At 36.7% G+C, this 26,824-nt stretch carries 27 protein-coding genes; 15 read left to right on the top strand and 12 right to left on the bottom strand.

The features are described from left to right. Positions 1 to 58: 58 nt before the first annotated feature. Genes LB465_RS04175 through trmB form a run of 3 tightly spaced genes read right to left on the bottom strand, consistent with a single transcriptional unit; the run spans position 59 to position 1,700 of the window. The gene (locus LB465_RS04175; protein ID WP_224467365.1) at positions 59 to 391 is read right to left on the bottom strand and encodes an MGMT family protein; all 333 of its coding nucleotides are present in this window, start codon (positions 389 to 391) and stop codon (positions 59 to 61) included. Positions 392 to 395: 4 nt separating this feature from the next. Then, positions 396 to 1,019, bottom strand: a complete 624-nt coding sequence (locus LB465_RS04170; protein WP_224467363.1) for a LysE family translocator — start codon at positions 1,017 to 1,019, stop codon at positions 396 to 398. A 6-nt stretch (positions 1,020 to 1,025) separates the two neighbouring features. Beyond that, positions 1,026 to 1,700, bottom strand: coding sequence for a tRNA (guanosine(46)-N7)-methyltransferase TrmB (gene trmB, locus LB465_RS04165; RefSeq protein ID WP_224467361.1), 675 nt, complete (start codon positions 1,698 to 1,700; stop codon positions 1,026 to 1,028). Between the two features lie 1,061 nt (positions 1,701 to 2,761). Between trmB and LB465_RS04160 the strand changes: the two genes are divergently transcribed. Both LB465_RS04160 and LB465_RS04155 read left to right on the top strand, forming a co-directional pair. Next, on the top strand, positions 2,762 to 3,214 hold the full coding sequence (locus LB465_RS04160) for a hypothetical protein (protein ID WP_224467359.1): 453 nt from the start codon (positions 2,762 to 2,764) through the stop codon (positions 3,212 to 3,214). 262 nt (positions 3,215 to 3,476) lie between these two features. Next, positions 3,477 to 4,535, top strand: coding sequence for a glycosyltransferase (locus tag LB465_RS04155; RefSeq protein WP_224467357.1), 1,059 nt, complete (start codon positions 3,477 to 3,479; stop codon positions 4,533 to 4,535). On the opposite strand, the gene LB465_RS04150 is transcribed toward LB465_RS04155, so the two are convergent. Both LB465_RS04150 and LB465_RS04145 read right to left on the bottom strand, forming a co-directional pair. Beyond that, positions 4,467 to 5,552 carry a sensor histidine kinase gene (locus tag LB465_RS04150; RefSeq protein WP_224467354.1) on the bottom strand — a complete coding sequence of 362 codons (1,086 nt, stop codon included), beginning with the start codon at positions 5,550 to 5,552 and terminating at the stop codon, positions 4,467 to 4,469. The two genes, LB465_RS04155 and LB465_RS04150, sit on opposite strands and share 69 nt — an antisense overlap. After that, a complete protein-coding gene (locus LB465_RS04145; protein WP_224467351.1) occupies positions 5,552 to 6,235 on the bottom strand; it encodes a response regulator transcription factor in 684 nt (227 codons plus the stop codon). Before LB465_RS04145 ends, LB465_RS04150 begins: the two co-directional genes overlap by 1 nt. Before the next feature lie 328 nt (positions 6,236 to 6,563). On the opposite strand from LB465_RS04145, the gene LB465_RS04140 reads away from it, so the two are divergent. The 4 genes from LB465_RS04140 to LB465_RS04125 all read left to right on the top strand — a co-directional run bounded on the left by LB465_RS04140 (position 6,564) and on the right by LB465_RS04125 (position 12,346). Continuing rightward, entirely contained in the window at positions 6,564 to 7,886 is a 1,323-nt protein-coding gene (locus tag LB465_RS04140; RefSeq protein WP_224467349.1) for a hypothetical protein, read from the top strand. Positions 7,887 to 7,983: 97 nt separating this feature from the next. Next, positions 7,984 to 10,815 (top strand): TonB-dependent receptor, encoded by a 2,832-nt coding sequence (locus LB465_RS04135; RefSeq protein ID WP_224467346.1) that lies wholly within the window; start codon positions 7,984 to 7,986, stop codon positions 10,813 to 10,815. Between the two features lie 146 nt (positions 10,816 to 10,961). After that, complete coding sequence (locus tag LB465_RS04130; RefSeq protein ID WP_224467344.1) at positions 10,962 to 11,306, top strand: T9SS type A sorting domain-containing protein; 345 nt, start codon at positions 10,962 to 10,964, stop codon at positions 11,304 to 11,306. 62 nt (positions 11,307 to 11,368) lie between these two features. Beyond that, complete coding sequence (locus LB465_RS04125; protein WP_224467341.1) at positions 11,369 to 12,346, top strand: LuxE/PaaK family acyltransferase; 978 nt, start codon at positions 11,369 to 11,371, stop codon at positions 12,344 to 12,346. Positions 12,347 to 12,589: 243 nt separating this feature from the next. On the opposite strand, the gene tyrS is transcribed toward LB465_RS04125, so the two are convergent. After that, positions 12,590 to 13,888 (bottom strand): tyrosine--tRNA ligase, encoded by a 1,299-nt coding sequence (gene tyrS / locus LB465_RS04120; protein ID WP_224467338.1) that lies wholly within the window; start codon positions 13,886 to 13,888, stop codon positions 12,590 to 12,592. Positions 13,889 to 13,971: 83 nt separating this feature from the next. Here tyrS and LB465_RS04115 point away from each other — a divergent pair, with 83 nt between their 5' ends. Next, entirely contained in the window at positions 13,972 to 14,985 is a 1,014-nt protein-coding gene (locus LB465_RS04115; protein WP_224467336.1) for an NAD-dependent epimerase/dehydratase family protein, read from the top strand. Here the strand turns inward: LB465_RS04115 and LB465_RS04110 are convergent. The 3 genes from LB465_RS04110 to LB465_RS04100 are packed head-to-tail and all read right to left on the bottom strand — an operon-like array spanning position 14,982 to position 17,591. Beyond that, positions 14,982 to 15,515, bottom strand: a complete 534-nt coding sequence (locus LB465_RS04110; protein WP_224467334.1) for a DUF4296 domain-containing protein — start codon at positions 15,513 to 15,515, stop codon at positions 14,982 to 14,984. The genes LB465_RS04115 and LB465_RS04110 overlap by 4 nt on opposite strands. Position 15,516: 1 nt before the next feature. Beyond that, complete coding sequence (locus LB465_RS04105) at positions 15,517 to 16,860, bottom strand: dihydroorotase (protein WP_224467332.1); 1,344 nt, start codon at positions 16,858 to 16,860, stop codon at positions 15,517 to 15,519. Further along, positions 16,857 to 17,591, bottom strand: coding sequence for a polyprenol monophosphomannose synthase (locus tag LB465_RS04100; RefSeq protein ID WP_224467329.1), 735 nt, complete (start codon positions 17,589 to 17,591; stop codon positions 16,857 to 16,859). Before LB465_RS04100 ends, LB465_RS04105 begins: the two co-directional genes overlap by 4 nt. An 85-nt stretch (positions 17,592 to 17,676) precedes the next feature. Between LB465_RS04100 and LB465_RS04095 the strand changes: the two genes are divergently transcribed. Continuing rightward, positions 17,677 to 18,354 carry a DUF4271 domain-containing protein gene (locus LB465_RS04095; protein WP_317198421.1) on the top strand — a complete coding sequence of 226 codons (678 nt, stop codon included), beginning with the start codon at positions 17,677 to 17,679 and terminating at the stop codon, positions 18,352 to 18,354. 27 nt (positions 18,355 to 18,381) lie between these two features. Then, complete coding sequence (locus LB465_RS04090; protein WP_224467325.1) at positions 18,382 to 19,128, top strand: uroporphyrinogen-III synthase; 747 nt, start codon at positions 18,382 to 18,384, stop codon at positions 19,126 to 19,128. Between the two features lie 123 nt (positions 19,129 to 19,251). Here LB465_RS04090 and pckA read toward each other — a convergent pair whose 3' ends face one another. Both pckA and LB465_RS04080 read right to left on the bottom strand, forming a co-directional pair. Next, the gene (gene pckA / locus LB465_RS04085; protein WP_224467323.1) at positions 19,252 to 20,853 is read right to left on the bottom strand and encodes a phosphoenolpyruvate carboxykinase (ATP); all 1,602 of its coding nucleotides are present in this window, start codon (positions 20,851 to 20,853) and stop codon (positions 19,252 to 19,254) included. Between the two features lie 76 nt (positions 20,854 to 20,929). Beyond that, on the bottom strand, positions 20,930 to 21,319 hold the full coding sequence (locus LB465_RS04080; protein ID WP_224467320.1) for a DUF423 domain-containing protein: 390 nt from the start codon (positions 21,317 to 21,319) through the stop codon (positions 20,930 to 20,932). A gap of 68 nt (positions 21,320 to 21,387) precedes the next feature. On the opposite strand from LB465_RS04080, the gene LB465_RS04075 reads away from it, so the two are divergent. The 4 genes from LB465_RS04075 (at position 21,388) to LB465_RS04060 (ending at position 24,357) form a co-directional block, all read left to right on the top strand. Further along, entirely contained in the window at positions 21,388 to 22,761 is a 1,374-nt protein-coding gene (locus tag LB465_RS04075; RefSeq protein WP_224467318.1) for a saccharopine dehydrogenase family protein, read from the top strand. Between the two features lie 52 nt (positions 22,762 to 22,813). Beyond that, positions 22,814 to 23,284 carry an Lrp/AsnC ligand binding domain-containing protein gene (locus LB465_RS04070; protein ID WP_224467316.1) on the top strand — a complete coding sequence of 157 codons (471 nt, stop codon included), beginning with the start codon at positions 22,814 to 22,816 and terminating at the stop codon, positions 23,282 to 23,284. 43 nt (positions 23,285 to 23,327) lie between these two features. Continuing rightward, on the top strand, positions 23,328 to 23,645 hold the full coding sequence (locus LB465_RS04065) for a hypothetical protein (RefSeq protein ID WP_224467314.1): 318 nt from the start codon (positions 23,328 to 23,330) through the stop codon (positions 23,643 to 23,645). A gap of 181 nt (positions 23,646 to 23,826) precedes the next feature. Then, complete coding sequence (locus tag LB465_RS04060; RefSeq protein WP_224467312.1) at positions 23,827 to 24,357, top strand: ferritin; 531 nt, start codon at positions 23,827 to 23,829, stop codon at positions 24,355 to 24,357. A gap of 122 nt (positions 24,358 to 24,479) precedes the next feature. Here LB465_RS04060 and LB465_RS04055 read toward each other — a convergent pair whose 3' ends face one another. Continuing rightward, positions 24,480 to 25,166, bottom strand: coding sequence for a zinc metallopeptidase (locus tag LB465_RS04055; RefSeq protein WP_224467309.1), 687 nt, complete (start codon positions 25,164 to 25,166; stop codon positions 24,480 to 24,482). Between the two features lie 217 nt (positions 25,167 to 25,383). On the opposite strand from LB465_RS04055, the gene pyrH reads away from it, so the two are divergent. Further along, positions 25,384 to 26,091 carry a UMP kinase gene (pyrH, locus tag LB465_RS04050; protein WP_224467306.1) on the top strand — a complete coding sequence of 236 codons (708 nt, stop codon included), beginning with the start codon at positions 25,384 to 25,386 and terminating at the stop codon, positions 26,089 to 26,091. 31 nt (positions 26,092 to 26,122) lie between these two features. After that, on the top strand, positions 26,123 to 26,677 hold the full coding sequence (frr, locus tag LB465_RS04045) for a ribosome recycling factor (RefSeq protein ID WP_224467304.1): 555 nt from the start codon (positions 26,123 to 26,125) through the stop codon (positions 26,675 to 26,677). Positions 26,678 to 26,824 lie beyond the last annotated feature (147 nt).

The raw sequence follows: 26,824 nt of genomic DNA, 5'->3' as shown, positions 1-26,824 counted from the left end.
CCATAATTGATCTATACATAAATAAAGTACGCTTATCGTATAAATTTCAGAAAAATGTCTATTTCAAATGCTTTATTGGATCCCAAAAATGCTTTTGAAAATCCTGAACTTTTAAATCTTTTACGGGCACGCCTTCTTCCTCTAGCATTTGTTGCATCGCGCCATGATCTCCAAAATGGCTTTTCCCTGTGAGCAACCCATTTCTATTTACAACCCTATGCGCTGGCACATCTTCAAGATCTTTAGCCGAATTCATTGCATAACCCACCATCCTTGCACTTTTTGCTGCACCAACGCTTTTAGCAATCGCACCGTAAGAACTGACTTTACCTTTTGGGATTTGTCTCACCACTTCATATACACGTTCAAAGAAATTAGTTTCCAGCGCCATTATTTTAGGAATAGTAGATTCGCAGAAGCGTTACAATCACCAGTACTAGCATTAAAGCTGCCATAAAATAATTGGAATATCTGGAAAAGGCTTCGGCTTGTTTTTCAATTCTTATAAAGGAAACCACATAAAGGTACAGCGAGGTAAAACTACCCGACGATGCGGCCAAAATAAAAGCTATAATCTGGGACCAATCGTAAGCCTCACCAGTACCAATATTTAGAGCTCCCGCAATAGCTACAAAATAAGGAACAGGAAAAATGTTTAGGGCCGCGACAAGCATTCCTTTAAAAATACTGTTGGAATTTGCTTTTGGGGATTTATGCTCTATCCCACCTCGCTTTTTAGCCTGAATAAAAAAGTAAACCGCGAGCAGGATAAAAATTACAAGCCCTGCACGAAGTAAAATATTTTGAACGAACTCATTTCTAAAAATATATTTAGAGAGTAACACCGCAACCGTTGCCTGAATAACCACAACAATAGTAGCGCCCAGGGCCACGTAAAGTCCGTTTTTCTTTCCTTTTTCAACACAGGTTTTAGCCACTGTCATATTCACCAAACCGGGAGGGATTACCCCAAGTAAGGCTGCGAAATAAGTGATAAAAAAAAGTTTTGTTTCCTCCAAAGAGACTTATTTTATCCTAAACTGAATATAAGTTATAGGTTTTCCCTGGTCAAGATACTGTTTTTCATAGAAAGTTTGAATTTCCCTAACTGCTTTTGGAGAATATTCATTCTTGTAAATATCATGATGTGCATACAGAATTTCGTGACCTGCGCCATGAAGAAGGCCAAGGGTGTAACCGTGCATAAATTCGCTATCGGTTTTAAGATTTACCAGCCCCTCTGGTTTTAAAATATGTTTATATTTCTGAAGAAATTCAGCATTGGTCAACCGGTGCTTGGTGCGCTTGTACTTAATCTGCGGATCTGGAAAAGTGATCCAGATTTCATCTACTTCATTTTCAGCAAAAACACGGTCTATTAATTCAATTTGCGTTCTTAAAAACGCAACATTTTCGAGATCATCTTCTACTGCGGTCTTTGCTCCCCGCCAAAATCTGGCACCTTTAATATCTATCCCGATAAAGTTCTTTTCTGAATCCTGTTTGGAAAGGCCGATGGTATATTCTCCTTTTCCGCAGCCTAACTCCAGCACGATAGGATTATCATTTTTAAAAAACTCTTTCTTCCATTTTCCTTTTAAACTGAATTGATCTTTCTCCAGCTCCTCCCGGGAGGGTTGTATCACATTTTCAAATGCCTCATTCTCCCTGAATCGTCTTAATTTATTCTTACTTCCCACGCCTTAATTTAATATTTTGGTATTATTAATAGTTTAGACACAAACGATTAACAAACAGTATTTTAAAAACAACAACTCTATTCTTTATCCAACATTTGTCTAACAAACATGACTTTTTAAGAGTATTTTTATTCTAAATAGATTTTATCCTATGCTTGAATCTTATCCAATGATAGGTTGAAAAATGGGTGTAAATATACAGTTTTTGAATAGACTTTATTTTACATCAGTATATTGTAAATAGGCCCCAGGGGTATTACCAAAGACAGATGAATTTAATTATGTAAATTGTTATCTAGACAATGTACAAGTAATTACCAATAAAGATATGATTGCAAGAATGTTGATAGATGATAAAAGCGTTAGACCTTAAAAAGGTCCAACCCCTGTTATTTTAATTTTACACACTTTGCGGGATATTGTCTGATTATATTTTGAAAAAATCCACCTTTTGACTTATATAATCGTAAACTGTCTTAGGATACATATTTGGATAAAATATATGCTGCAATTACAACACTTCCAATGAGAAGAACCCATTTCCAAATCTTCCAATTATTATTAAACCGTCATCATCCATACCATATTTGCTCGTATTAAAAGAATAAATTTCTTGCAAGTGAGAAAACTTACAAGAGATTTTATCTAACTATTGGGGAGTAGAAAATTTTTTATGGAACGAAATAAGATGTTAAAATGTTTTAAATCAAGAACCTCGGGGCGAGCCCACGAGGTATTAATTGGAAAACTATTTTATAATTTCGAGGCAAGCCTCGAGGAATTAAACCCTCAATGAGGGATTAAAAACTATTTAATTAATTTTTCCAATTATTTTCTGCTCTTGCGTTAAAGGGTTGTTAGGAACATTTCAAGCATTCTTTCCATTAACCTTCTTAATTCAAGAGGTATTCTAGATAACGCTTCAATATATTTCATCGGTACTATCCGGTACCGTTTTATGACTTTTTAAACAAGTGACAGCCGATATTAACCTAAAAATAATGTATCAGGGATGATTTTTTACAAATGTTCTGAATAAATTAGTTGTGAATTTAAAAAAAATGGAATATTCTAGAAATTTAAAAGTCCTCTTTGTTTTCACATTAATTGCATTTTCGAGCTGTAATAAAGAGGAATCGGAGCAAATTGACAACTTGGAGCAAGTTGGCGTACTTGGACAGTGGAAACTTGAAATTCGAGTAGTAAATGGAATTTCAAGCTTAGCAGCTGAATGTTGTGATTACATTGAATTCCAATCAAATAGTGAGCCTAATGATCTTATAGGAGAATTCAGGGCTTTTGGAGCTGGATATGAAACCAACGGTATATTTGAATTAAACACGTCAAACAATACTATTCAATTTGATTATGACACTACTCAAAAATCATATGGATTTCAAATTCTAGATGACGTTATCACTTTCACCTATTCGGAAAACAATCAAAACATTAGTGAAGATTGGAGAAAAGAAGAAAACCCTTCAAGTACTTCATCATCTAACATAAGAAACTAAACTACGAATAAGTTAATAATTTATTTATCAACTTATTCTTTGTAAATATGTTATCCGCTCAGGAGCAGAAGACCATTAAAACAACTAACCAAATTACTCAAAAAGAAGTGGTTATTAAAGAGAACAAGAGAATAACTATTAAAACAGTTGATGATGAAAAGATTTCTGGACGATTTAAAATAGAGAATAATTCGATTATAATAATAAGTGGGTTATATTTCTTACCCACTAATAATATTCTAAATTAATTGTTCACTTCTATATGCGGAAGAAACGAATTTTAGTGGCGGCTTTAAACTGGGGGCTTGGCCACGCTACACGATGTATCCCTATTATCAATGAATTACAAAAGAATGAATTTGAAGTTTTTATCGCTTCAGATGGTGCTGCGCTAGAATTGCTGAAAAAGGAATTTCCGGACATTAAAAGCTTGAAGCTACCTTCCTATGATATTACCTACACTAAGTCTCCCGGTTTGCTTAAATGGAAAATATTTGCTGAAAGTCCGCGCTTGCTTAAAATAATGCAGCGAGAAAGGAAGGTTACGAGAGGCCTTGTTGAAAAATATAAACTAAACGGAATAATTTCTGACAACCGCCCCGGGTGCAGGTATAAACATATAAAATGCGCTTTTATAACGCATCAATTCAGCGTCTTAAGCGGAAACACCACCTATTTAAGCAGTAAATTACATCAAAAATACATTTCGAAATTTGATGAATGCTGGATTCCCGATGCATCCGGAAATCAGAATCTAAGTGGAATTATGGGGCATTTAAAAGAAATGCCAGAAAACGTGAAATACATTGGACCACTTAGCCGGTTTAATAAATTACCTCAACAGAAAAAATATGATTATGCGGTGATATTATCGGGCCCGGAACCCCAAAGAACTATGCTGGAAGAAAAATTACTAGCCGCTTTTCTGAATACAGATAAAAAGATCATTTTTATAAGAGGGGTTATGGATAAAGAAAACATTTCTTCAGCAAATAAAAATCTTATCATCAAAAATTATTTAACAACTAAAGCTCTGGAAGACGTGATCATGGGTAGTACAGTTATCATTTCCCGTTCCGGATATTCCAGTATTATGGATTTGGCCAAACTGGAAAAAAAAGCATTTTTTATCCCAACTCCCGGGCAATTTGAACAGGAATATTTAGCCGAACGTTTTATGAAATCAGGAATTGCTCCTTTTTGCGCACAGGAAAGTTTTGAACTTTCACAATTGGAGCAGTTAGAAGGTTTTTCAGGTTTCAGTCGGCTCGACTTCCGGGTCGATTTCAGGGATATCTTTACTCTTTTCCAGGGTAAATGAAAATTCACTTCCTACCCCAAAAACACTTTCTACATATATTTTTTCGTCGTGGGCTTCAATAATATGTTTTACGATAGAAAGTCCTAAACCAGAGCCTCCTTCCCTCCTGGAACCACTTTTATCTACGCGGTAGAAACGTTCAAAAACACGGGGTAAATTTTCTTTTTCTATACCTTCACCGTTATCGGTTACCCGGACGATCACCTTATTTTTAATAAGATTTTCTATACTAATTTCAGTAGTACCGTCTTCTTTTCCGTATTTAATGGAATTTACAATCAAATTGGTTAAAACCTGCTGAATCCTATCCCTATCGCCATAGACCCAAATAGGTTCTTCATAATCGATATCGAAAGTAAGGGTGATATTTTTTTTGGAAGCTTTCATCTCTAAAAGATCAAACGAACTTTGCACAAGCTCCACAATATTAAAATCTTCTTCTTCAAGATGAAGATCACCGGCCTCGAGTTTGGTGATCATATCTAAATCCCGCACAATATAAATAAGTCGTTCTACCCCTTTACTGGCACGTTGCAAATATTTTTTGCGTACCGCCTTATCTTTCATAGCGCCATCAAGAAGCGTTAAAATGTAACCCTGAACAGTGAAAAGCGGTGTTTTAAGCTCGTGGGAAACATTTCCCATAAATTCCTTTCTATAGGCTTCCCTCACCTTTAGGGTTTCTATCTCAAGTTTTTTGTCTTTGGTGAATTTTTCAACTTCGCGGGTAAGGGTAGCCATATCTGTAGTAACCTGGCTGGGTTTTAATGTGGTAGAATCTAAAAGCGAAACATTATCGTAGATCTTTTTAATTCGTTTATAGATAAAATGCTCTACCCTATACTGAATGATAAAAAAACAAACCAGATAGGTTATAAAAATAAAAGCAAAAAAAGGCTCGGCAATAAATCCGCTGGTAAAATGGGCAAAACCTGCCAGAACCACACTTAAAAAAAGTGTAATATAAAGGGAAGTCTTTATTGCAAATTTATATGAACGTTTAAACTTTTTTGCCATTAAACAACAAACTTGTAGCCTACTCCTTTAACTGTTTTGAAAGATTCGTCTCCAATTTTTTCTCGAAGCTTTCTTATATGAACATCTATGGTACGACCGCCAACAATAACTTCAGCACCCCAAACATTATCCAGAATATCTTCTCTTTTAAACACTTTTCCGGGTTTTGAGGCTAATAAGGAAAGTAGTTCAAATTCCTTTCTGGGTAAAATAATTTCTTCTCCGTCTTTAATCACTTTATACTCATCGCGATTAATAATAAGGTCTTTTATTTTTACAATATTAGAGGAAGCAGTGTCGTCTTTAAATCTTCTTAAGAGAGCTTTTACTTTACTAACAAGCACTTTTGGTTTAATAGGCTTGGTAATATAATCATCGGCACCTGCATCAAAACCGGCCATTTGAGAATAATCTTCGCCTCGCGCGGTTAGAAATGTAATAATGGTTTCTTCCAGCTCTGGCAGTTTTCTTATTTGAGCACAAGCTTCAATCCCATCCATTTCAGGCATCATTACATCCAGAATAATTAGTTGTGGTTTTTTCTTCTTAGCAATTTTCACAGCATCGGCACCATTATCTGCAGTAATCACCTGGTATCCTTCTGCAGAAAGGTTATATCCTACAATTTCCAGGATATCGGGTTCATCGTCTACCAGTAAGATTTTAATGTCCTTTTTTTTCATTTTGGTTTAGTTGAATTAGTAAATATGAGGTAAAAGTAACCATAAATTTGAATCTTCTAAGACATGGATTTTAGAGTGGTTAACATAGAGTTAATGTAAAATAAATGAGAAAAATATTATAAACTTCAGCAAATTAGACAATTTCATAAACTTCCCAAATTTCCATTTACGAAAGTGATCTGGACACACTCTTAATTATAAACAGTATAGTAACATTCGAACTATCTCAATTAACCTAAGCTTAAACTTTAGCTAAAATGATACTTAAACTAAGCTCGTTTATTTGCTTCAAATTAAATACAGAAACAAAAACTAAATTTTTTGACTTATGAAAAAACTGATTATTGCAGGTTTCGCAATTGCCACTCTAGGTTTAACCAGCTGTAGCGAAGACGACGATGCGCCAATAGAACAACTTGCAAATTGTACTGATGGAATTCAAAATGGGAACGAAACCGGTGTTGATTGCGGCGGACCTTGTGCGCCTTGTGATGGAGGTGAAGTAGGCGGAGAAGTTCCGGTAGATGAAGATCTTTCTGGACTACTAACAGAAGACTTCACTTTAACGAATGATGTTATCTGGGAAATAAACGGAAAATTTGTAGTTGGTGATGGAGCTGTTCTTACTATAGAACCAGGAACCATTATCAAAGGAGCAGAAGGAACAGGATCGTTAGCTTCTGCACTTATTGTAGCACGTGGTGGTCAAATTATGGCTGAAGGTACTGCGGAAGAGCCAATCGTATTTACTTCTATTAATGATGATATTGAACTTGGACAAAAACAAGGGTCTAACCTAGACGAAAATGACCGTGGTCTTTGGGGTGGAGTATTAATTTTAGGACGTGCACCAAGCTCTTTTGAAGGTGACTCTGAAGAATCTCAAATTGAAGGGATTCCTGCAGATGATGAGTTTGGAAGATATGGAGGTAATGACCCTGAGGACAATTCAGGAGTATTCAAATATGTTTCAATTCGTCACGGTGGAGCACTTATCGGTTCTGGTAACGAAATTAACGGACTTACTATGGGTGGTGTTGGTAACGGTACGGTTATCGATCACGTAGAAGTTGTGGGTAACGTAGACGATGGTTTTGAATGGTTTGGTGGTACTGTAAACTCCAGCAATCTTGTTGCATTCGCAGGTGGAGACGATGCTTTAGACATTGACCAGGCTTATTCTGGAACTATTACAAACGCTTTGGTAATTCAAGGTGCAGAATCTGATCACGCTCTAGAAATTGACGGGCCAGAAGGTACTTTTGAAGATGCTTTTACTATCCAGGACCTAACAATTATTGGAGATCCTAACGCACCATCTGGTGAGATAGCAGATTTTAGAGACGGTGCTATGGGAGCCATCAATAATGTATATGTAAGAGGTTTTAATGACGTACAGGATGTTGAAATCGATGATGAGGGATCTGCAGCAAACTATACAGCTGGAAGCTTAAGCTTCTCTGCCTGGGAACTTGTATTGCCAGAAGGTGTAGAGAGTGTTTCTGCAATCTTTGTAGATACTACAGAAAGTACAGATTTCTCTAGCGATGCTACCGATTTTGCAACTGCTATAGAACAAGACCAGGAAACTGTAGGTGCAGACCTATCGGTTTTTGGATGGACTTATGCTAGCTTCCGTGGTGCATTTTAATGACAATTCTAAGACAAGTTTAAATAGCGCTTAACAAAATTGCTCGTCTCTTAAATGAGGCGAGCAATTTAGTATTCAGATTTTTAATTATAATTATATGAAAACCCAATTTTCACTAGTTTTATTTTTTAGTTTTTTCATAAGTCTGGCACAGGCACAAACCGGAAAGATTGCCGGCACCATTTACGATGTTGAAGTTAACGATGTAATGCCTTTTGCCAATGTTTCCATTAAGGGAACAAATACCGGGACCACTTCAGACTTTGAAGGGGATTTCAGTCTGAATGCCGAACCCGGCACTTATACGGTTGTTTTTTCCTTTGTGGGCTACGAAACTGTAGAAGTAACCGATGTTGTTGTAGAAGAAGGAGAAGTTGCAACCCTTAATGTAGAGATGAAATCTTCTGCCGGAGCTTTAGATGAAGTTGTAATTACTACAACAACTGCCCGTAATACAGAAGCGACTGTACTAAATATGCAAAGAAATGCCGCAAACCTTACTGATGGTCTTTCTTCTCAAAGCTTTGATAAAATTGGAGCTGGAGAGGTTTCTTCAGCAGTTAAGACAATTCCAGGTGTTTCTGTACAAGGTGGAAAATATGTTTATGTAAGAGGTTTAGGTGACCGTTACACGAAATCTATCTTAAACGGCATGTCGGTTCCCGGCCTGGATCCAGATCGTAATACCTTGCAGATGGATATTTTTCCCACTAACATTCTGGACAATGTAATGGTGATAAAATCACTTACCGCAGATAATCCTGCCGATTTCACCGGGGGAATGGTGAATATCATTACAAAAGATTTTCCTAGCCGTGAAGAATATAGTGTTTCAATTGGTGGTACTTATAATCCATCTATGCACTTTAATTCAGATTTCCTTCAATATGATGGAGGCGGCACAGATTTTCTTGGACTTGACGATGGTACCAGAGACCTGCCCGTTAATAGAAGCCAGGCTTTCCCAAGACCTTTTGATAATGACGCTGCACTTACAAGACTTACCCAACGCTTCAACCCAACTTTAGGTGGCACAAGACAACAAAATAATATGGATTATAGTGTTGGTTTTACCGCCGGTAACCAATATGATGTCGGAAAGAAAAACAATAAATTAGGATATTTCGCATCGCTTTCTTACAAAAATACTTCAGAGTATTTTGAAGATTTTGAAAATAACTCCTGGTTAAAACCTAGAGAAACTTCAGAGTTTGAAATGCGGCCTTCTAGGTTATTAAGCGGTGATGTTGGAAAAGAAAACGTTTTGGTTAGCGCATTAACTGGGCTTGCTTTTAAAACTGAACAATCTAAATACCAGCTTAATTTGCTTCACATCCAAAATGGTGAATCAACAGCCGGTAATTTTAGAGAAGAAATTCTTGTTTCTGATGCCATAACGGTTTTTAGAGACAACCTGGAATATACCCAGCGTTCCATTACTAACGCACTATTAAGCGGAAAACACACCAACGAAGATGCGAGCTGGACTACAGAGTGGAAACTTTCTCCAAGCCTTGCCCGCGTTAATGATAAAGATGTGCGAATTACAGCTTTTGAATATAATCCAAGCAATGATACTTATAGTATACGTCCCAGCTCATCTGAAAGCCCTACTAGAATATGGCGAGATCTCGAAGAGATCAACCTTTCAGGAATAGTAGACCTTACAAAAAAGCATCAGCTTCTTGGAAGAGATGCAAATCTTAAATTTGGAGGAGGCTACACCTACAAACAAAGGGATTTCTCTATAGATCAATACCAAATTCTTATTCAGGGATCTATTAGTCAAAATTTTGGAGGAGATCCTAACCAGGTGCTTGCTCCGGGGAATATTTGGACCCCAGAAAACCAGGCAGGATCTTATATAAACGGATTCTACGAGCCTGCAAACACTTACGATGCCTATAACACCAATACTTCGGCATATGTTTCAGAAGAATTTAATGTGACCGAAAACCTAAAGGCCATTCTGGGTGTAAGACTGGAAAAATTTGATCAGTTCTATACAGGGCAAAATAACCTTGGGGATTTAGTTTTGGAAAACGAACACCTAATAGATAGAACGGATCTTTTTCCTTCAGCAAACCTTATTTACAGTCTTAATGAGGATACTAACCTAAGACTTTCTTATGGTCGTTCTACGGCAAGGCCTTCTTTTAAAGAAGCTTCAATTGCCCAAATTTATGACCCCTTAACCAACAGGACTTTTATTGGTAATATAGATTTGCAACCTACTTATGTAGATAATATTGACGCCCGTTACGAACTTTATGGCGACGATGCCCAGCTTTTTGCTGTAAGTGCTTTTTATAAAAGATTTACAGATCCTATTGAGCTTTCTGTTTTTAGCGATTTTTCAGCAGATAACTTTCAGCCAAGAAACGTTAACGATGCTACAGTAATGGGAGCAGAAATTGAAATGAGAAAGAATTTTGGATTTATTACTGATGGTCTAAGAAAATTAAGTGCTAACCTTAATGTATCTATAATAGATTCGAGAGTAGAAATGGACAGAAGCCCAAGCGGGGAATATGAATCGCGCCAACGTAACCTTAGACCCGGAGAAGAATTTGACGGTACAAGACAATTACAGGGTCAATCTCCATTTCTGCTAAATGCAGGTTTTGATTATACCGATCCGCAAACTGGTTGGCAAGCCGGTATTTTTTATAATACCCAAGGAAAAACCCTTGAACTTGTTGGTTTAGGAACCGTTCCTGATGTTTACACAATGCCATTTCACAGCCTTAATTTTAATTTGAATAAATCTTTTGGAGAAGAGCAAAATTCTACTATTTCTTTAAAGCTTTCCAATATGCTAGGAGATGATATTGAAAGCAGATTTCAGTCTTTTGAAGCAGAGGACCAAATATTTTCGTTAAGAAAGCCTGGCACTCCTATCTCACTGAGTTATAGTTATAAATTCTAAATATTGACGTTTAAATTTGAATCAGCCCGAAAAGGCTGCCCTAACCGGCAGCCTTTTTTAATAAAAAATTAATATGAAATACACAATATTTCTGGCATCGTTTTTGAATTTTTATTGTAGTTTTGTATAAACCTCGATAAAAAAGAATGAAGCAATACTACCTCTATAGTTTCATATTAGCTATTTTCCTCACATTCTCCGCACCAAATGCGGCGTATGCGCAGGATACTACCAGCTCGGGGAATAGAACAGAAATTCCCATTGAGGGCTTATCTATTTATCCTAACCCGGTTACTAACGGGAAGGTATATATTAGTACTTCTCAAAATAAAGAAAAGGATATCCAGATTTTTAATGTTTTAGGTAAACCTGTTCAACGTACTAAGTTAAGAGGAAAAGAACTTGATGTTTCCAACCTTAGTGCGGGAATTTATATTCTAAAAATCAAGGAAGAAAAATCTACTGCCACGAGAAAATTGGTAGTTAGATAAATTTTCTTTTTCTACGCACTCCTAAGATTTCTTAACTTCGCTTTTTAAAATTTACCACGAGAATGTTATCTGAAAGAATTTTTAATATTTCTAATCAGAAAGATTTTAATGAAATCGCTCTCGAAGTATTTTCTTTTCAGTTTCAGCATAATAATGTTTACCGGGAATTTTGCCAGTTATTAAAACGAAATCCGGAAAACGTTTCTACCATTAAACACATACCCTTCCTACCTATAGAATTTTTTAAAAAAAAGAAGGTGATTTCCGGTGAAAACCCTACTGAAATTATTTTTACAAGCAGCGGCACCACCGGCGCAACCACCAGCAAACATTACGTAAGCGATTTAAAAGTTTATGAAGAAAGCTTTTTAAAAGCTTTTGAGCTATTCTATGGAAATCCGGAAGAAATTGTCATTCTAGCACTTTTACCGTCCTATTTAGAGCGCCAGGGTTCTTCGTTAATTTATATGGTCCATAGTCTCATTAACCGCAGTAAATATCATGAAAGTGGATTTTATCTTGATGATCTTGATAGCCTTCACAAAAAACTTAAAGAACTAGATAAAAGCGGAAAAAAAATTCTACTTCTGGGTGTTTCCTTTGCCCTACTGGACCTGGTTGAAACTTACGAATTCAACTTAAATAACACTACTGTAATGGAAACCGGGGGAATGAAAGGCCGTCGTAAAGAAATGATTCGGGAAGAACTGCATCAAATCCTTTCTAAAGGTTTTGGGGTCGAGAAAATTCATAGTGAATACGGGATGACCGAATTACTTTCCCAGGCTTATTCGCAAGGGGATGGAATTTTTGATACTCCACCCTGGATGAAAATCCTTATCCGCGATCCTGAAGATGCACTCAGCTATCTTCCAAAACACAAGACAGGTGGGATAAACGTGATAGATCTCGCTAACTTTAACTCTTGTTCATTCATTGCTACACAGGACTTAGGCAAAAAAACTCACAATAATCAAACTGAAATTCTTGGAAGATTTGATAATAGTGATATTCGAGGATGTAATCTTCTAATCTTATAGCTTTCAATAACTTAACATAAGCCAACAAAAACATAAATGTCAGGGTTTTATAGTTAAAATATGCTAAAGCTTGTAAATTTTCAAGGCTTCTATCGACTTACTATATGTAAGATGAAATTTGAATAAATTGAATTGATCTTACAGGCTAAGTGAAATTTTTTCATATTAGATTGGTTAGTTAGTTGCAAGCCCCATAGACAACCTGTTTATGGGGCTTTGTATTTTTATACACTAACCAGAGAATTACACCGCTCTAATTATATAAGTGTTCTTTTTCCCTTTATTTATAATGATATACTTATCATTAATAAGATCCTTGGTAGTAATAGTGTAATCTTCTTTTACTTTTTCTTTATTTACAGAAACTGAATTTTCTTTAAGCGCTCTTCTGGCTTCCCCATTAGATTGAAGGAAATCGGTTTTAGCAGATAAAGCCGCGATCATATCGAGTCCGTTTTCTATTTCAGCTTTAGCCACTTCAGCTTGCGGTACGCCTTCAAAAACATCTAAAAATGTAGCTTCATTTAAAGATTTTAGATCTGCAGCGGTACTTTTTCCGAAGAGCACTTCAGAAGCTTTCACCGCGTTTTCATAATCTTCACGAGAATGAACCATTATCGTAATTTCCTCAGCCAAAGTTTTTTGAAGCACCCGTAAATGTGGCGCCTCCTTATGTTCTTCAACGATTTTCTCTATCTCCGCTTTACCGAGTAAAGTGAAGATCTTTATATATTTCTCAGCATCAACATCGCTGGTATTTAACCAATACTGGTAGAAGTTGTAAGGTGAGGTACGGTTTGGGTCTAACCAAACATTACCGCCTTCGGTTTTACCAAATTTCGTTCCGTCGGCTTTTGTGATTAACGGGCAGGTTAAGGCATAACCTTTTCCATTTCCAATACGGCGAATCATTTCGGTGCCGGTGGTGATATTTCCCCACTGGTCGCTTCCGCCCATTTGCAAGGTACAATCGTGCTCCCTGAACAAATGCAGAAAATCGTAACCCTGCACCAATTGGTAAGTGAATTCGGTAAAAGACATCCCTTCAGCAGCATCAGAAGACAAACGTTTCTTAACCGAATCTTTGGCCATCATATAGTTTACCGTAATATGCTTCCCGACATCGCGAATAAATTCCAGGAAACTGAAATTTTTCATCCAGTCATAATTATTAACCATTGCGGCGGCATTTTTCTCTTCATTTCCAAATTCCAAAAACTTAGAAAGCTGGTTTTTTATAGCCTGTTGGTTATGGCGCAAAGTCTTTTCATCAAGCAAATTTCGTTCTGCAGATTTCCCCGATGGATCTCCAATCATACCCGTAGCGCCCCCAATTAAAGCATAAGGTTTATGCCCGCAAAGTTGAAAATGCCTAAGCATCATCACGCTAACCAGGTGGCCTATATGCAGAGAATCTGCCGTAGGGTCTATTCCCACATAGGCAGCACGCATTCTGCCTTCTATTAAATGTTCTTCGGTGCCAGGCATCACATCGTGCAGCATGCCTCTCCAGGTAAGTTCTTCTACAAAGTTCTTATTCATAATTCAAATAATTTTGCTCGAAAATAGCCGTAAAGATACCATAAACTCTTATTTTTCCTAAGTGCTTTTGGTATATTTACCAAATGATTTTAGTAACAGGCGGCACCGGATTGGTGGGTTCACATTTATTGCTGAACTTATTAAAAGCCGGCAAAAAAGTTAGAGCCCTTAACAGAAAAAACAGCGACCTCGCATCGGTTGAGCACGTCTTTAATTATTATACTTCTACTGAAGAAGCCAGAACCTTATTTCAACAAATTGAATGGTTTGAAGCCGATATTACTAACGTACCTCAACTCAATAAAGCTTTTGAAAATATAAAATATGTTTATCACTGTGCCGCGCTGGTTTCTTTTGATCCGAATGATGATAAAAATTTACGTAAGATAAATATTGAAGGTACCGCAAACATTGTAAACCTTTGTATTGCCTTTAAAGTTGAAAAACTATGTTATGTAAGCAGCGTTGCCGCTCTTGGCAAAAGTTTAGACAATAAAGAAATTACAGAACGTGCTATATGGAATCCTGAAGAAGACCATAGCGATTATGCGATTTCTAAATATGGTGCTGAAATCGAAGCCTGGCGAGGCACACAGGAAGGCGTGCCTACCGTAATTGTAAAACCAGGAATTATTCTAGGACCCGGATTTTGGAAAGAAGGCACCGGGAAAATTTTCTCTAAAATTGATAAGGGAATGAATTATCATTTCCCGAAAATTGCCGGATTTATAGGGGTTAAAGATGTTGTGGTTGTCATGCAAAAACTTATGGAAGCTGAAATTAAAAATGAAGCTTACATCCTGGTTTCTGAAAACTTGAGTTTTAAAACTGTATTTGAACAAGCTGCAACTGCCTTAGATAAACCAAAACCCAAAAAAGCACTCAAAAAGTGGATGGTTTGGATAGGTTGGATTTTTCAGAAAATAGGTGGTTTTTTTGGTGCAAAAAGACAAATTTCCCGCAATACAGTAAATACCTTATTTCAGCATTCAATATATTCAAATGAGAAAATTAAAGAAAGTCTAAGTTTTGAATTTACTCCTATGAGAAGGGTTATTGCTGAAACCGCTAAATTCTACAAAAAAGATAAATCTTAGTTTCTCGACCTTGGTTGCGGCAGGCTGTCAATCATCATTCTATCCAGTGAATCTTTTTCTTTAATTAAAGAATCAGAAATCTCCTGAATTTCTCTTTCCTCTTCAGGGTTTAGTGAATCTCTTTGTTTTCCTAAAGAATCACGCTTCACCTCGGCAATAGAATCTTTAAGGCGTTGTTCCTGCTTCTGTAGGGTATCCAGATCAACTTTCATTTTTTCAAAACGATTTTTGACACTATCATAAATACGTTGGTAAATTTCATAGTTATCAGCATAATAATCGTTGCTGTGTTTAAACTGAACGCTATCTATATCGTATTTCTCATAAATATATTCCCGCCCTTTTATACCGGTATTTTCGAAGATGCGCTTATTAAAATTCCTTGCCGATTGCATTAGCGAAATTTCGGCAATTACATCTATCATTTTATCCTCTGGAATAAGATCGCCTGGTCTTTCAGATTTATCAATATCCTGACAGGCGACAAATGCCACTACAACAAAGAACAGTAAAAAAAGTTTTTTCAGCATATTATCGGTCAAACTGCAAACGCTCTGCCACATTCGAAAAAGGCTGATGTTTGAAATTTTTATACACCAAATTACCATTTACAAAAGTGTGGGTTACCCTAGATTTAAAGGTTACACCTTCAAAAGGAGACCATCCACATTTATACTGAATGTTATCAGGTTGTACCGCCCAGGGCGCGTTTAGATCTACCAGTACCAAATCGGCTTTATAACCTTCTCGAATAAATCCGCGATCTTTAATTTGAAACAAAATAGCCGGGTTATGGCACATTTTTTCCACGATTTTTTCTAAAGAAATTTTTTCCTGATGATGAAATTGCAACATTGCTGCAAGTGAATGCTGCACCAGGGGACCACCACTCGGGGCTTTAGTGTAGACATTTTTCTTCTCTTCTTTAGTATGCGGCGCGTGGTCTGTAGCCACTACGTCTAATAAATCATCATTTAAAGCTTTCATTAAAGCTTCCTGGTCTTCTTTAGTCTTAACCGCCGGATTCCATTTAATTAAGGTTCCTTTTTTCTTATAATCTGAATCGTTGAACCAAAGGTGATGTATACAAACCTCAGCCGTTATCTTTTTATCTTTAAGTTTTTTCTTATTGCTGAATAAACTCAATTCTTTTGCTGTAGAAACGTGAAAAACGTGTAATCTCGCTCCGGTTTTCTTAGCTAGAGCAACTGCTCTTGATGAAGATTTAAAACAGGCCTCTTCACTTCTGATTTTGGGATGCAGTTCTATTGGAATATCGTCGCCATAACGCTCTAGATATTCCTGCAGATTTTTTTGAATAGTTTCTTCGTCTTCACAATGTACTGCGATAAGCAACGGTGATTTTGCGAAAATTTGCTCCAAAACCTTTTCGTCGTCTACCAACATATTTCCGGTAGAAGAACCTAAAAACAGCTTTAAAGCCGCCGTGGTTTTGGGATCTACTTTAAGAATTTCCTCAAGATTATCATTAGTGCCGCCAAACATAAAAGAATAGTTGGCGTAAGATTTTTCTTCAGCCAGTTTAAATTTCTCTTCCAGTTTTTCTATGGTTGTTGTTTGAGGAATAGTATTGGGCATTTCTATAAAAGAAGTAATTCCGCCGGCAACAGCCGCACGCGAACCCATTTCTATATTTTCTTTATGCGTGAGCCCAGGTTCCCTAAAATGTACCTGATCATCTATCACGCCGGGTAATAAGTGCGTACCTTCGGCATCAAAAATTTGTACATCTGGGGATTTGGCGCTAATGCTTTCGGCAATTTCTACAATTATTCCGCCTTCAATAAAAACATCAGCTTCTTTAATTTTACCCTCGTTTACAATCTTCGCGTTCTTGATTAAGACCTTCTTCATTTCAATTTAATCTGCTTAAAAAGACTTTTAATCTTCATTATTATTACCCCAAAAATGGCTTCCGAAATTATGGAACCACTCATTTTTGAAGTTCCTCGTGTTCTATCTGTAAAGATTACGGGAACTTCCTCTAATTTAAATTTCAGCAAATATGCCTTAAATTTCATTTCTATCTGGAACGCATAGCCCGCAAACTGAATATTGTCCAGACCTATAATTTCCAACACTTTTCTTTTATAACAAACAAAACCGGCCGTGGTATCGTGAATATCCATCCCGGTAATAAATCTTACATATTTAGATGCCAACCAGGATAATAAAACCCTGCTCATAGGCCAGTTAATTACATTAACTCCGGTTATATAACGGGAACCTATGGCAACATCGGCATTATTCCTTTTGCAGGTATTATATAATCTTACAAGATCGTTGGGATTATGAGAAAAATCGGCATCCATCTCAAAAACATACTCGTAATCCCTTTGTAACGCCCATTTAAAACCGTGAATATAAGCTGTTCCCAAACCCAGTTTTCCCACTCTTTCTTCCAGGAAAAGACTATCGTGAAATTCAGCTTGTAGCGTTCTTACTCGGGTTGCTGTACCATCGGGAGAATTATCATCTACTACCAAAATATGAAATTTTTTATCCTGAGAAAACACATTTCTAATCAGTTTCTCAATGTTTTCAATCTCATTAAAGGTGGGTACAATGACTATCCCCTTTACCATCTTACCAATTTTTGCACAAATGTATGCATTTTAAATCTTCGTTTCCGGGCTTACTCTTCATCTTTTAACCTCAAAATAATTATACATTTGCATAAAAGTTTTTATCCTGGAAGCTGTAGAAAGACATGTTATTTCACTAGACTGGATCACCCTAACGTTAATGGGTGCATTTGTATTGCTGGCCATTGTAAAAACTGCATATCCACAACGTTTTGAAGATTTTCTTGCGCTACTTTCTTCAAACAAATTTATGATGTTTAGAGGAAAGAAGAACAAGGCTTTTCATCCTTTTAACATTTTGCTGTTCTTTGTCCATCTCATCTCATTTTCGCTACTCTTTTATCTGTTTTTCAACTTCTTCTGGGAAGACACAACGCTGGATCCGGTCTTTTTATTTATAAGAATCACCACGGCTTACGGGAGTTTTGTTTTGCTGAAATTTGGTTTGGAAAAGATAGTTGGGAACGTTTTTGATTTAGATCCGCAGATAGATTCCTACCTCTATCAAAAAATAAGTTACCGCAATTTTATAGGACTTATATTATTAATTCCCAGTTTAATATTCGTTTATACCTATAATGCTACCGCCTTTACCCTATATAGCCTATTAGGTATTTTAGTCCTAACCAATATATTTAGCCTGTTATTGATATATCGAAAAAATCAAAGCTTAATAACGAGCAATTGGTTTTATTTTATTTTGTACCTTTGCGCTCTCGAAATTGCCCCCTATATTATTTTGTACAAGCTAATTACAATTTAACAAAGGACTAAATAAAAGTATTGATATATGAAAGTGAAAACAATTTTAGTTTCCCAGCCCGAACCTAAAGTAGAGAACTCTCCTTATTTTGAGCTTGAGGAAAAACAAAAAATAAAAATTGATTTCATCCCTTTTATTCACGTAGAAGGTGTTTCTTCTAAAGAAGTACGCCAGCAAAAAGTAGACCTTACCAAATATTCAGCAATTATTCTTACCAGCCGAAATGCGGTAGATCATTTTTTTAGAATAGCAGAGGATTTACGTTTTAAGGTGCCAGACACCCTGAAATACTTTTGTTTAAGTGAAGCTGTAGCCTATTATTTGCAGAAATATGTAGTGTACCGCAAGCGGAAAATTTATGTTGGAAAAAGAACATTTGCCGATCTTTCTCCGCTTATCAAGAAATACAAGAACGAGAAGTTTTTATTACCATCTTCAGATATGCTGAAGCCTGATGTACCTAAAACGCTAAACAAACTTGGTGTTGAATGGAAACAGGCTACTTTTTATAAAACCGTAGTAAGCGACCTTTCGCACCTACGCGATGTAACTTATGATATCCTGGTGTTTTTCAGTCCTAGCGGAATTAAGTCTCTATTTGAGAATTTTCCCGATTTTGAGCAGAAAGAAACCAAAATAGCTGTGTTTGGCAATACGACTATTAAAGCGGCCAAAGAACACGGACTAACCGTGAATATTAAAGCTCCAACCCCAGATACTCCATCTATGACGATGGCACTGCAAAAATATATTGCAGAAGTAAATAAAAAGTAACATACAGGAAGTATTTTAAATCTCGCTTATTGGATTAAAACTACTTTCCATATATTTTAAATAAAAAATCCGGTGCATTACACACCGGATTTTTTTGACTCAATTAACTAATTAAAAATAATGCTAATATAAAGTTGGCCCGCCGGCCATAATTTCATCATTAGCATAAGCTTCAAACTTTTCAAAATTTCTTTTAAAAGAATTCGCCAGTTCCCCGGCTTTTTTATCGTAGGCCGCAGTATCCTTCCAGGTATTTCTTGGATTTAATACTTCCGCAGGCACATTAGGACAATTTAATGGCATTTGCAGGCCAAACATATTATGTGTACTAAATTCAGCATCTTTTAAGCCGCCATTTAACGCTGCGCTAATCATAGCCCGTGTATATTTCAGCTTCATTCTGCTTCCGGTACCGTAAGGCCCGCCGGTCCATCCGGTATTAATCAACCAAACATTTACTCCTGCTTCTTTCATTTTAGCGCTTAGCATTTCGGCATATTTGGTAGGGTGCAAAGGCATAAAAGGCGCACCAAAACAAGCTGAAAAGCTTGGTACGGGTTCATTAATCCCAGCCTCGGTACCTGCTACTTTTGCGGTATAACCACTTATAAAATGATAGGCAGCCTGCCCAGGTGTAAGTTTACTTATTGGAGGCAAAACCCCAAAAGCATCAGCCGTTAGGAAAAATATATTCTTTGGGTTTTCACCTACCGAAGGCACCTGAATGTTATCTATATGATCTATAGGATAACTCACTCGTGTATTTTGAGTGATACTCGTATCAGAAAAATCTACATTACCCTCATCATCCAGAATCACATTCTCCAGAATTGCGCCCGGCTTAATCGCCCGGTAAATATCGGGTTCATTTTCTTCGGTAAGATTTATTACTTTGGCGTAGCAACCGCCTTCAAAATTAAAAATCGTGTTTTCTTTGGTCCAGCCATGTTCATCGTCTCCAACAAGCTTTCGCGCTGGATCTGCAGAGAGTGTGGTTTTTCCCGTTCCCGAAAGTCCGAAAAATATAGCAGTATCTCCATCTTCTCCAACATTGGCGGAACAGTGCATTGGTAGTGTATTTTTATCTACCGGAAGTATAAAATTTAATGCTGAAAAAATTCCCTTTTTGATTTCACCTGTATATCCGGTTCCTCCAATTAGAGCAATTTTTTTGCTGAAATTAAGGATTGCGAAATTTTCCTGGCGCGTTCCATCTACCTCTGGGTTTGCTTTAAAACCGGGAGCGTTTAGAATTAACCAATCTTCTTTAAAGTTTTTTAATTCCTTCTCTTCAGGTCTTAAAAACATGTTATAGGAAAACATATTAGACCAGGGATATTCGTTTACCACCCTAATATTCAAGCGGTATTTCTCTTCGGCGCAAGCATAAGCATCTCGAGTGTAAATTTCTTTATCAGATAGATAATCTGCAACCTTATCATAAAGTTTATCGAATTTGGCAGCATCAAAAGGAATATTGATATCTCCCCACCAAACTTTCTCGCGGGTTACCTCATCTTTTACTATAAAGCGATCTTTTGGAGATCTCCCGGTAAACTCGCCGGTATTAATTGCTAAAGCGCCAGAATTTGTCTCAGTTCCAAGGCCATGCTCTATGGTATCATAATGAAGTTCTTCAGGAGATAACTGGTAATGTACCCTTGCGTTTTTGATTCCGTAATTTTCTAGCGAAATCGTTTTCGTAGTTTGGGCATGTACGTCCATAAAATTAAAGTGTGTGGTTTGTTTATGGGTACAAAATTATAAATCTTATAGAGATAAACTGCTAAACTTTCTTAAATTATTTCGGCTTTATTTTTACAAATTCAATAAGCAAGATAGTCCATGCGGCTATTAATAGCGTACCTCCCAGCGGGGTTACCAAAGCAATTCCTTTAAAATTTACAGGTGTTAAATTATTGGTTGCGAGCAAATATATAGAACCCGAAAAGCATATTACTCCAAATAATAGAAGAAAAAATATTGATTTTTGAAAGCGAAACGAGCGCTGTTTAAAACCGGCCACCAAAAGCAATAATAAAGCGTGATACATTTGGTATTTCACACCGGTCTCAAAAGATTCCCTGGCTGCTTCATCTAATAATGGTTTTAAACCATGTGCACCAAAAGCTCCAATTATTACGGCTAATAATCCGAAAATCGCTCCGGTTATTAAAAACTTCCTATTCATTTAGGTTATTTTTTATGAGTTAAAGATTTAATACATTCGTTAACCACTACACAAAAATAATTTATTTTATGAAGAACATTTTAATAATCGGGGCGGGAAAATCTACTTCCGTCCTAATTGACCATCTTTTGTCTAAAGCCGAGACCGAAGATCTATTTCTAAAAATTGGGGACATTGATCTCGAAAATGCTAAAAAAGCCTGCAGAAACAAAAAGCATTGCGAAGCCTTTTACTTAGATGTTTTTAATGCTGAAAGCAGGGAGAACGCAGTTAAAAATGCCGATATCGTAATTTCAATGCTTCCGGCGAGATTTCATATTGAAGTCGCTAAAGCCTGCGTGAAATTCAAAAAGAACATGGTGACCGCTTCTTACATCAGTAAAGAAATGAAAGCATTGGATGAAGAAGTAAAACAAAACGGACTCATATTTATGAATGAAATTGGGGTCGATCCCGGTATTGATCATATGAGTGCGATGCAGGTTATAGATAGAATTCGAGATAAAGGCGGGAAAATACTTTTATTCGAATCTTTTACCGGCGGACTCGTTGCTCCTGAAAGTGATACTAACCTGTGGAACTATAAATTTACCTGGAACCCCAGGAACGTGGTAGTTGCCGGCCAGGGCGGCGTGGCTGAATTTATCCAGGAAGGAAAGTTCAAATATATTCCATATCACAGATTGTTTAGAAGAACTGAGCTTTTACACATTAAAGATTATGGGAAATTTGAAGGTTACGCCAACAGAAATTCTCTTGACTATATGAGTATTTATGGCCTGGAGGATGTACTTACACTCTACCGAGGCACGATAAGACGGGTTGGCTTTAGCCGTGCCTGGAATATGTTTGTACAACTGGGAATGACCGATGATAGTTTTACGATGAAAGATTCAGAAAATATGAGCTATCGAGATTTTGTAAATTCCTTTCTTCCCTACTCCCCTACCGATACTGTAGAACTTAAACTTCGGCATAATTTAAAAATAGATCAGGACGATCTAATGTGGGAAAAACTTTTGGAGCTCGATTTATTCAACAAAGACAAAAAGATTGGAATTAAAGCGGCAACTCCTGCACAAGCCCTTCAAAAAATACTAATGGATAAATGGAGCCTGTCGCCAGACGATAAAGATATGATCGTGATGTATCACAAATTTGGTTATGAACTAAATGGCGAGAAAAAGCAAATAGACGCCACTATGGTACATATTGGGAAGGACCAGACGGAAACTGCGATGGCAAAAACCGTAGGACTACCGGTGGCTATAGCTACTTTAAAGATTTTAAAAGGAGAAATAACCACGCCCGGAGTTCAACTTCCTATTAAAAAAGAAGTTTACGGACCCATCCTTAAAGAATTGGAAAAGCACAATATTGTTTTTAAAGAAACCGAAACCGAATATTTAGGCTATAATCCTTTTGGGGAAGTTGGGAATTAAATTTTTGGATTCAATTCGCTACTTTAGCTTTTAAATTAAACTAACCTCCCGTATGAAACTTGTAAACGAAACTGTTGTTATAGACGGTATAGATAAAACTATTTTAAATTTCTTGATGGATGATGCTAAAAAATCTATACTTGAAATCGCCCGGAATATCGGAATTACCGGGGCAGCAGTTCACCAGCGTTTACGCAAACTGGAGAAAGCCGGTTTAATCGAAGGCTCTAAATTAATGATAAACCCTCGCTTACTTGGCTATAAAACAATGGCTTTTGTGGGGGTTTACTTAGATAAAGCGGTTAGTAATCCCCAAGCAGTTAAACAACTCAGACAAATTCCCGAAGTAATTGAGTGCCATTACACCACCGGAAATTGGTCTATTTTTATTAAAATATTGTGCAGGGATAACGAGCATTTAATGAATGTTCTCAATAAAGACATCCAGGCGATAGAAGGGGTTTCGAGAACAGAAACCTTTATTTCGTTAAATCAGCAAATAAATAGACAAATCAAGATTTAATTCTTTGGATTTATTCTAAATAAGAATTAATTTTGGCAGCAGCATGAAAGTATTACACCAATCCCAATTCTTTATCTCTTATCAATGTGATAAGCAGCGGTGCTTTTTCATAAAATTTCCGCATAAAACTATTCAGCTTGGTTTTTGCCAATTATTAGCTTTTAGACAACAAGTTAAAGAAATTGATCTCGAAGCACATTTCAACGGGCAAAATACCCACGGAATGGAAATGCTTATGCTTTGTAACCGCGAGCATTTCTTCGTATTTAATACTTTAGAAAGTATAGATCTCAAAGAATTTCTTACCGGCACTTTCGCTATGCTCGAACTCAATTCTCTACTTACCACTTCTTCTGTTTAAATTATTTCACTTTAGATTACTTCTAAATTCTATTCGCAATTAGGTTCTTACTCGCCATTTGGTTAATTTTATAAAAAATGATCAATGACACCAGCAGGATGCTGGACACAATAATTGGTGACTTACAGTCTTATGATTTTAAGACTGTATGGAACAATATTTAGAGTTAAATTATAGAGAAATGAAAGATTTAGTAAGACAAAAATTAAGTATCCATGTAGATATTATGGATCTTTTAAATAAACAAATTGAAAAAGAAGCACACTCGTCATCGGCATATTTAGCGATGGCTTCCTGGTGCGACCATAATGCCCTTTCTAATAGTGCTGATTTCTTTTACGAGCAGGCTGCAGAAGAAAGAGACCATATGATGAAGATCTTTAGATATATTAATGATAACGGCGGGACCGCCTATTCTCCTGAAGTTGGTGGTGTAAACCACGATTTCAAATCTTTAGAAGAAATCTTTGAAACTGCTTTAGATCAGGAAATTTCTATATCTAAATCAATACACAATTTGGTAGGTAAATGCCGAAAAGTGAACGATTATACTACCGAGTATTTTCTACAATGGTTTATTGGAGAGCAAATGGAAGAAGAACAAACAATGCGCCGTGCACTTGAGTTATTTGATCTTATGGGCACTGAAGGTCTCGGTCTTAAATTATTAGATGAGCGTATTCCGCAAATTAGAAATAAAAACGCAGAATAAAATTTTTAAAACGTCATCCTGAACCTGCCTGTCCGTTTAGGCAGGTTCGGGATCTAAGAAATAATAAAAAACCCGCTTCAACTGAAGCGGGTTTTTTATTATAATTTTTCCGAAGAAATCTTTTAATCCCTTCCCATATAAATACTAAGGAAATAAAGCAAAGTTGCTAAAGAACCAATCGCGGCAACAACATACGTTCTTGCTGCCCATTTAAGAGAATCCTCAGCGGCTTCGTGTTCCTGGCCTGAAACCATATTTTCATTTTCTAACCAGGCAAGTGCACGTTTACTCGCATCGTATTCTACAGGTAATGTTATAAAACTAAATAAAGTTCCCATTCCGAACATGATAATTCCAATAAGTAAAATAGTACTTCCAAGGGCTGTAGTGGCCATTAGTATTAATCCTCCAAAAATCACCCATTGTGAAAATCTTGAAGCTACACTTACCACCGGCACTAACTGGCTTCTCATCGTTAACCAGCTATAAGCATTTGCGTGCTGAATGGCGTGACCTGTTTCGTGTGTGGCCACAGCAGCTGCCGCAGCATTTCTCTGGCTGTAAACACCTTCAGAAAGGTTAATGGTCTTTTTTTGCGGATTATAATGGTCGGTTAACATTCCCGGGGTAGAAATCACCTTTACATCGGTAATATTGTTGTCCCGCAACATTTTTTCTGCGAGTTCCTTACCGCTCATTCCATTTTGTAAGTGAACTTTAGAGTATTTTTTAAATTTACTCTTCAGTTTATTACTTACATACAAACTCACTATAAAAATGAGTCCTGCAATAACATAATATCCTAACATTTTCTTTTCTGTTTAATTAGTTCAAAGATAGCAAAAACCCCGCCATTTGATTTCAAAAACTAAAGTTCACCTTTTAAAATATACTCACATAATTTTAACTCAAATCAAACTTACACTTCAACAAAAAAATTGGTAATTAGCGGAAGATTGATTGTGAATATGTTATTTTTCAATTTAAGATATTACCTATATTTGCACCAATCACTACAAAAAGGCTATGCAATACAAAAGAATACTTTTAAAACTATCGGGAGAAGCATTAATGGGAAAACGCCAATATGGCATAGATCCCGATCGATTGGCAGAATATGCCGAAGAGATAAGACAAGTAACCGATAAAGGAATTGAAGTAGCTATTGTAATTGGAGGTGGAAACATTTTTAGAGGTGTTGCCGGAGCCAGTAAAGGAATGGATCGCGTGCAGGGTGATCATATGGGAATGCTCGCCACCGTTATTAACGGATTGGCTTTACAGAGTGCTCTTGAGGATGCCGACGTTCAAACCAGGCTGCAATCTGCCATTAAAATAAACGAAGTAGCCGAACCTTTTATTAGGAGAAAAGCAATTCGCCATTTAGAAAAAGGCCGCGTGGTAATTTTTGGTGGTGGAACCGGGAATCCTTATTTCACTACAGATTCTGCCGCAGTTTTGAGGGCCATTGAAATTCACGCCGATGTTATTTTAAAAGGAACCCGTGTAGACGGAATTTACAATGCTGATCCTGAAAAAGACAAACAAGCTACAAAATTCGATTTTATTTCTTTTGACGATGTGATTAGAAAAGGATTGAAAGTAATGGATACAACGGCTTTTACGTTAAGCCAGGAAAACGAATTGCCAATTATTGTTTTTGATATGAATACCCCCGGAAACCTGCTAAAAGTAGTAACCGGAGAAAGAATAGGTACAAAAGTTAATTTATAAAAATTTATTACGCTCAACTAATATTTTAAAAATGGAAGACGAAATTGAATTTATTATAGACACCGCCAAAGAAGGTATGGACAAAGCAATTGATCACCTTAAAAAGCAATTGCAAAACATTCGTGCCGGTAAAGCCAATCCGGCAATGCTTGGTAGTGTAATGGTAGAATATTATGGAGCTCAAACTCCGCTTCAACAGGTTGCCAATGTTAATACACCAGATGCTCGAACTATTTCTATCCAGCCTTTTGAAAAAAGCCTTATTAAAGAAATTGAAAAAGGCATAATGATGGCTAATCTTGGTTTTAATCCAATGAACAATGGAGAGAATGTTATTATAAACGTTCCACCACTTACAGAAGAGCGTCGTAAACAACTTACAAAGCAAGCCAAAGCTGAAGCTGAAGACGCTAAAGTTGGCGTTAGAAACGATAGAAAAACAGCTAACAATGAACTGAAAAAGCTGGATGTTTCTGAAGATTTATTGAGAGACGCCGAAAATGAGGTTCAGGAATTAACCGATGCCCACATTACTCGTATTGACGCCATCCTTGAAAACAAGGAGAAAGAAATTATGACTATATAATCCAAAGTCAGTTTCTTATAATACATTACAGGCTGTTTGAGAAGTTGTGAAATCGTCATCCTGAACTTGTTTCAGAGCTCACTCCGAAATTTGTTCGGAGCTATAACTTGTTGAGAATTTAAACATGTTAGAAGCTGAAATAAACTC

The organism is Salegentibacter lacus (assembly GCF_020164555.1).
Classification (GTDB): domain Bacteria; phylum Bacteroidota; class Bacteroidia; order Flavobacteriales; family Flavobacteriaceae; genus Salegentibacter; species Salegentibacter lacus.
The sequence above is the reverse complement of the archived record's forward strand: the minus strand, read 5'-3'. Positions and strand labels throughout refer to the sequence as shown.

Bases quoted from the DNA above. Each gene is read 5' to 3' on its own strand.
- LB465_RS04175 (WP_224467365.1), bottom strand. From the start codon at position 391: ATGGCGCTGGAAACTAATTTCTTTGAACGTGTATATGAAGTGGTGAGA.
- LB465_RS04160 (WP_224467359.1), top strand. From the start codon at position 2,762: ATGGAATATTCTAGAAATTTAAAAGTCCTCTTTGTTTTCACATTAATT.
- LB465_RS04155 (WP_224467357.1), top strand. From the start codon at position 3,477: ATGCGGAAGAAACGAATTTTAGTGGCGGCTTTAAACTGGGGGCTTGGC.
- LB465_RS04150 (WP_224467354.1), bottom strand. From the start codon at position 5,552: ATGGCAAAAAAGTTTAAACGTTCATATAAATTTGCAATAAAGACTTCC.
- LB465_RS04145 (WP_224467351.1), bottom strand. From the start codon at position 6,235: ATGAAAAAAAAGGACATTAAAATCTTACTGGTAGACGATGAACCCGAT.
- LB465_RS04140 (WP_224467349.1), top strand. From the start codon at position 6,564: ATGAAAAAACTGATTATTGCAGGTTTCGCAATTGCCACTCTAGGTTTA.
- LB465_RS04135 (WP_224467346.1), top strand. From the start codon at position 7,984: ATGAAAACCCAATTTTCACTAGTTTTATTTTTTAGTTTTTTCATAAGT.
- LB465_RS04130 (WP_224467344.1), top strand. From the start codon at position 10,962: ATGAAGCAATACTACCTCTATAGTTTCATATTAGCTATTTTCCTCACA.
- LB465_RS04125 (WP_224467341.1), top strand. From the start codon at position 11,369: ATGTTATCTGAAAGAATTTTTAATATTTCTAATCAGAAAGATTTTAAT.
- tyrS (WP_224467338.1), bottom strand. From the start codon at position 13,888: ATGAATAAGAACTTTGTAGAAGAACTTACCTGGAGAGGCATGCTGCAC.
- LB465_RS04115 (WP_224467336.1), top strand. From the start codon at position 13,972: ATGATTTTAGTAACAGGCGGCACCGGATTGGTGGGTTCACATTTATTG.
- LB465_RS04110 (WP_224467334.1), bottom strand. From the start codon at position 15,515: ATGCTGAAAAAACTTTTTTTACTGTTCTTTGTTGTAGTGGCATTTGTC.
- LB465_RS04105 (WP_224467332.1), bottom strand. From the start codon at position 16,860: ATGAAGAAGGTCTTAATCAAGAACGCGAAGATTGTAAACGAGGGTAAA.
- LB465_RS04100 (WP_224467329.1), bottom strand. From the start codon at position 17,591: ATGGTAAAGGGGATAGTCATTGTACCCACCTTTAATGAGATTGAAAAC.
- LB465_RS04090 (WP_224467325.1), top strand. From the start codon at position 18,382: ATGAAAGTGAAAACAATTTTAGTTTCCCAGCCCGAACCTAAAGTAGAG.
- pckA (WP_224467323.1), bottom strand. From the start codon at position 20,853: ATGGACGTACATGCCCAAACTACGAAAACGATTTCGCTAGAAAATTAC.
- LB465_RS04080 (WP_224467320.1), bottom strand. From the start codon at position 21,319: ATGAATAGGAAGTTTTTAATAACCGGAGCGATTTTCGGATTATTAGCC.
- LB465_RS04075 (WP_224467318.1), top strand. From the start codon at position 21,388: ATGAAGAACATTTTAATAATCGGGGCGGGAAAATCTACTTCCGTCCTA.
- LB465_RS04070 (WP_224467316.1), top strand. From the start codon at position 22,814: ATGAAACTTGTAAACGAAACTGTTGTTATAGACGGTATAGATAAAACT.
- LB465_RS04065 (WP_224467314.1), top strand. From the start codon at position 23,328: ATGAAAGTATTACACCAATCCCAATTCTTTATCTCTTATCAATGTGAT.
- LB465_RS04060 (WP_224467312.1), top strand. From the start codon at position 23,827: ATGAAAGATTTAGTAAGACAAAAATTAAGTATCCATGTAGATATTATG.
- LB465_RS04055 (WP_224467309.1), bottom strand. From the start codon at position 25,166: ATGTTAGGATATTATGTTATTGCAGGACTCATTTTTATAGTGAGTTTG.
- pyrH (WP_224467306.1), top strand. From the start codon at position 25,384: ATGCAATACAAAAGAATACTTTTAAAACTATCGGGAGAAGCATTAATG.
- frr (WP_224467304.1), top strand. From the start codon at position 26,123: ATGGAAGACGAAATTGAATTTATTATAGACACCGCCAAAGAAGGTATG.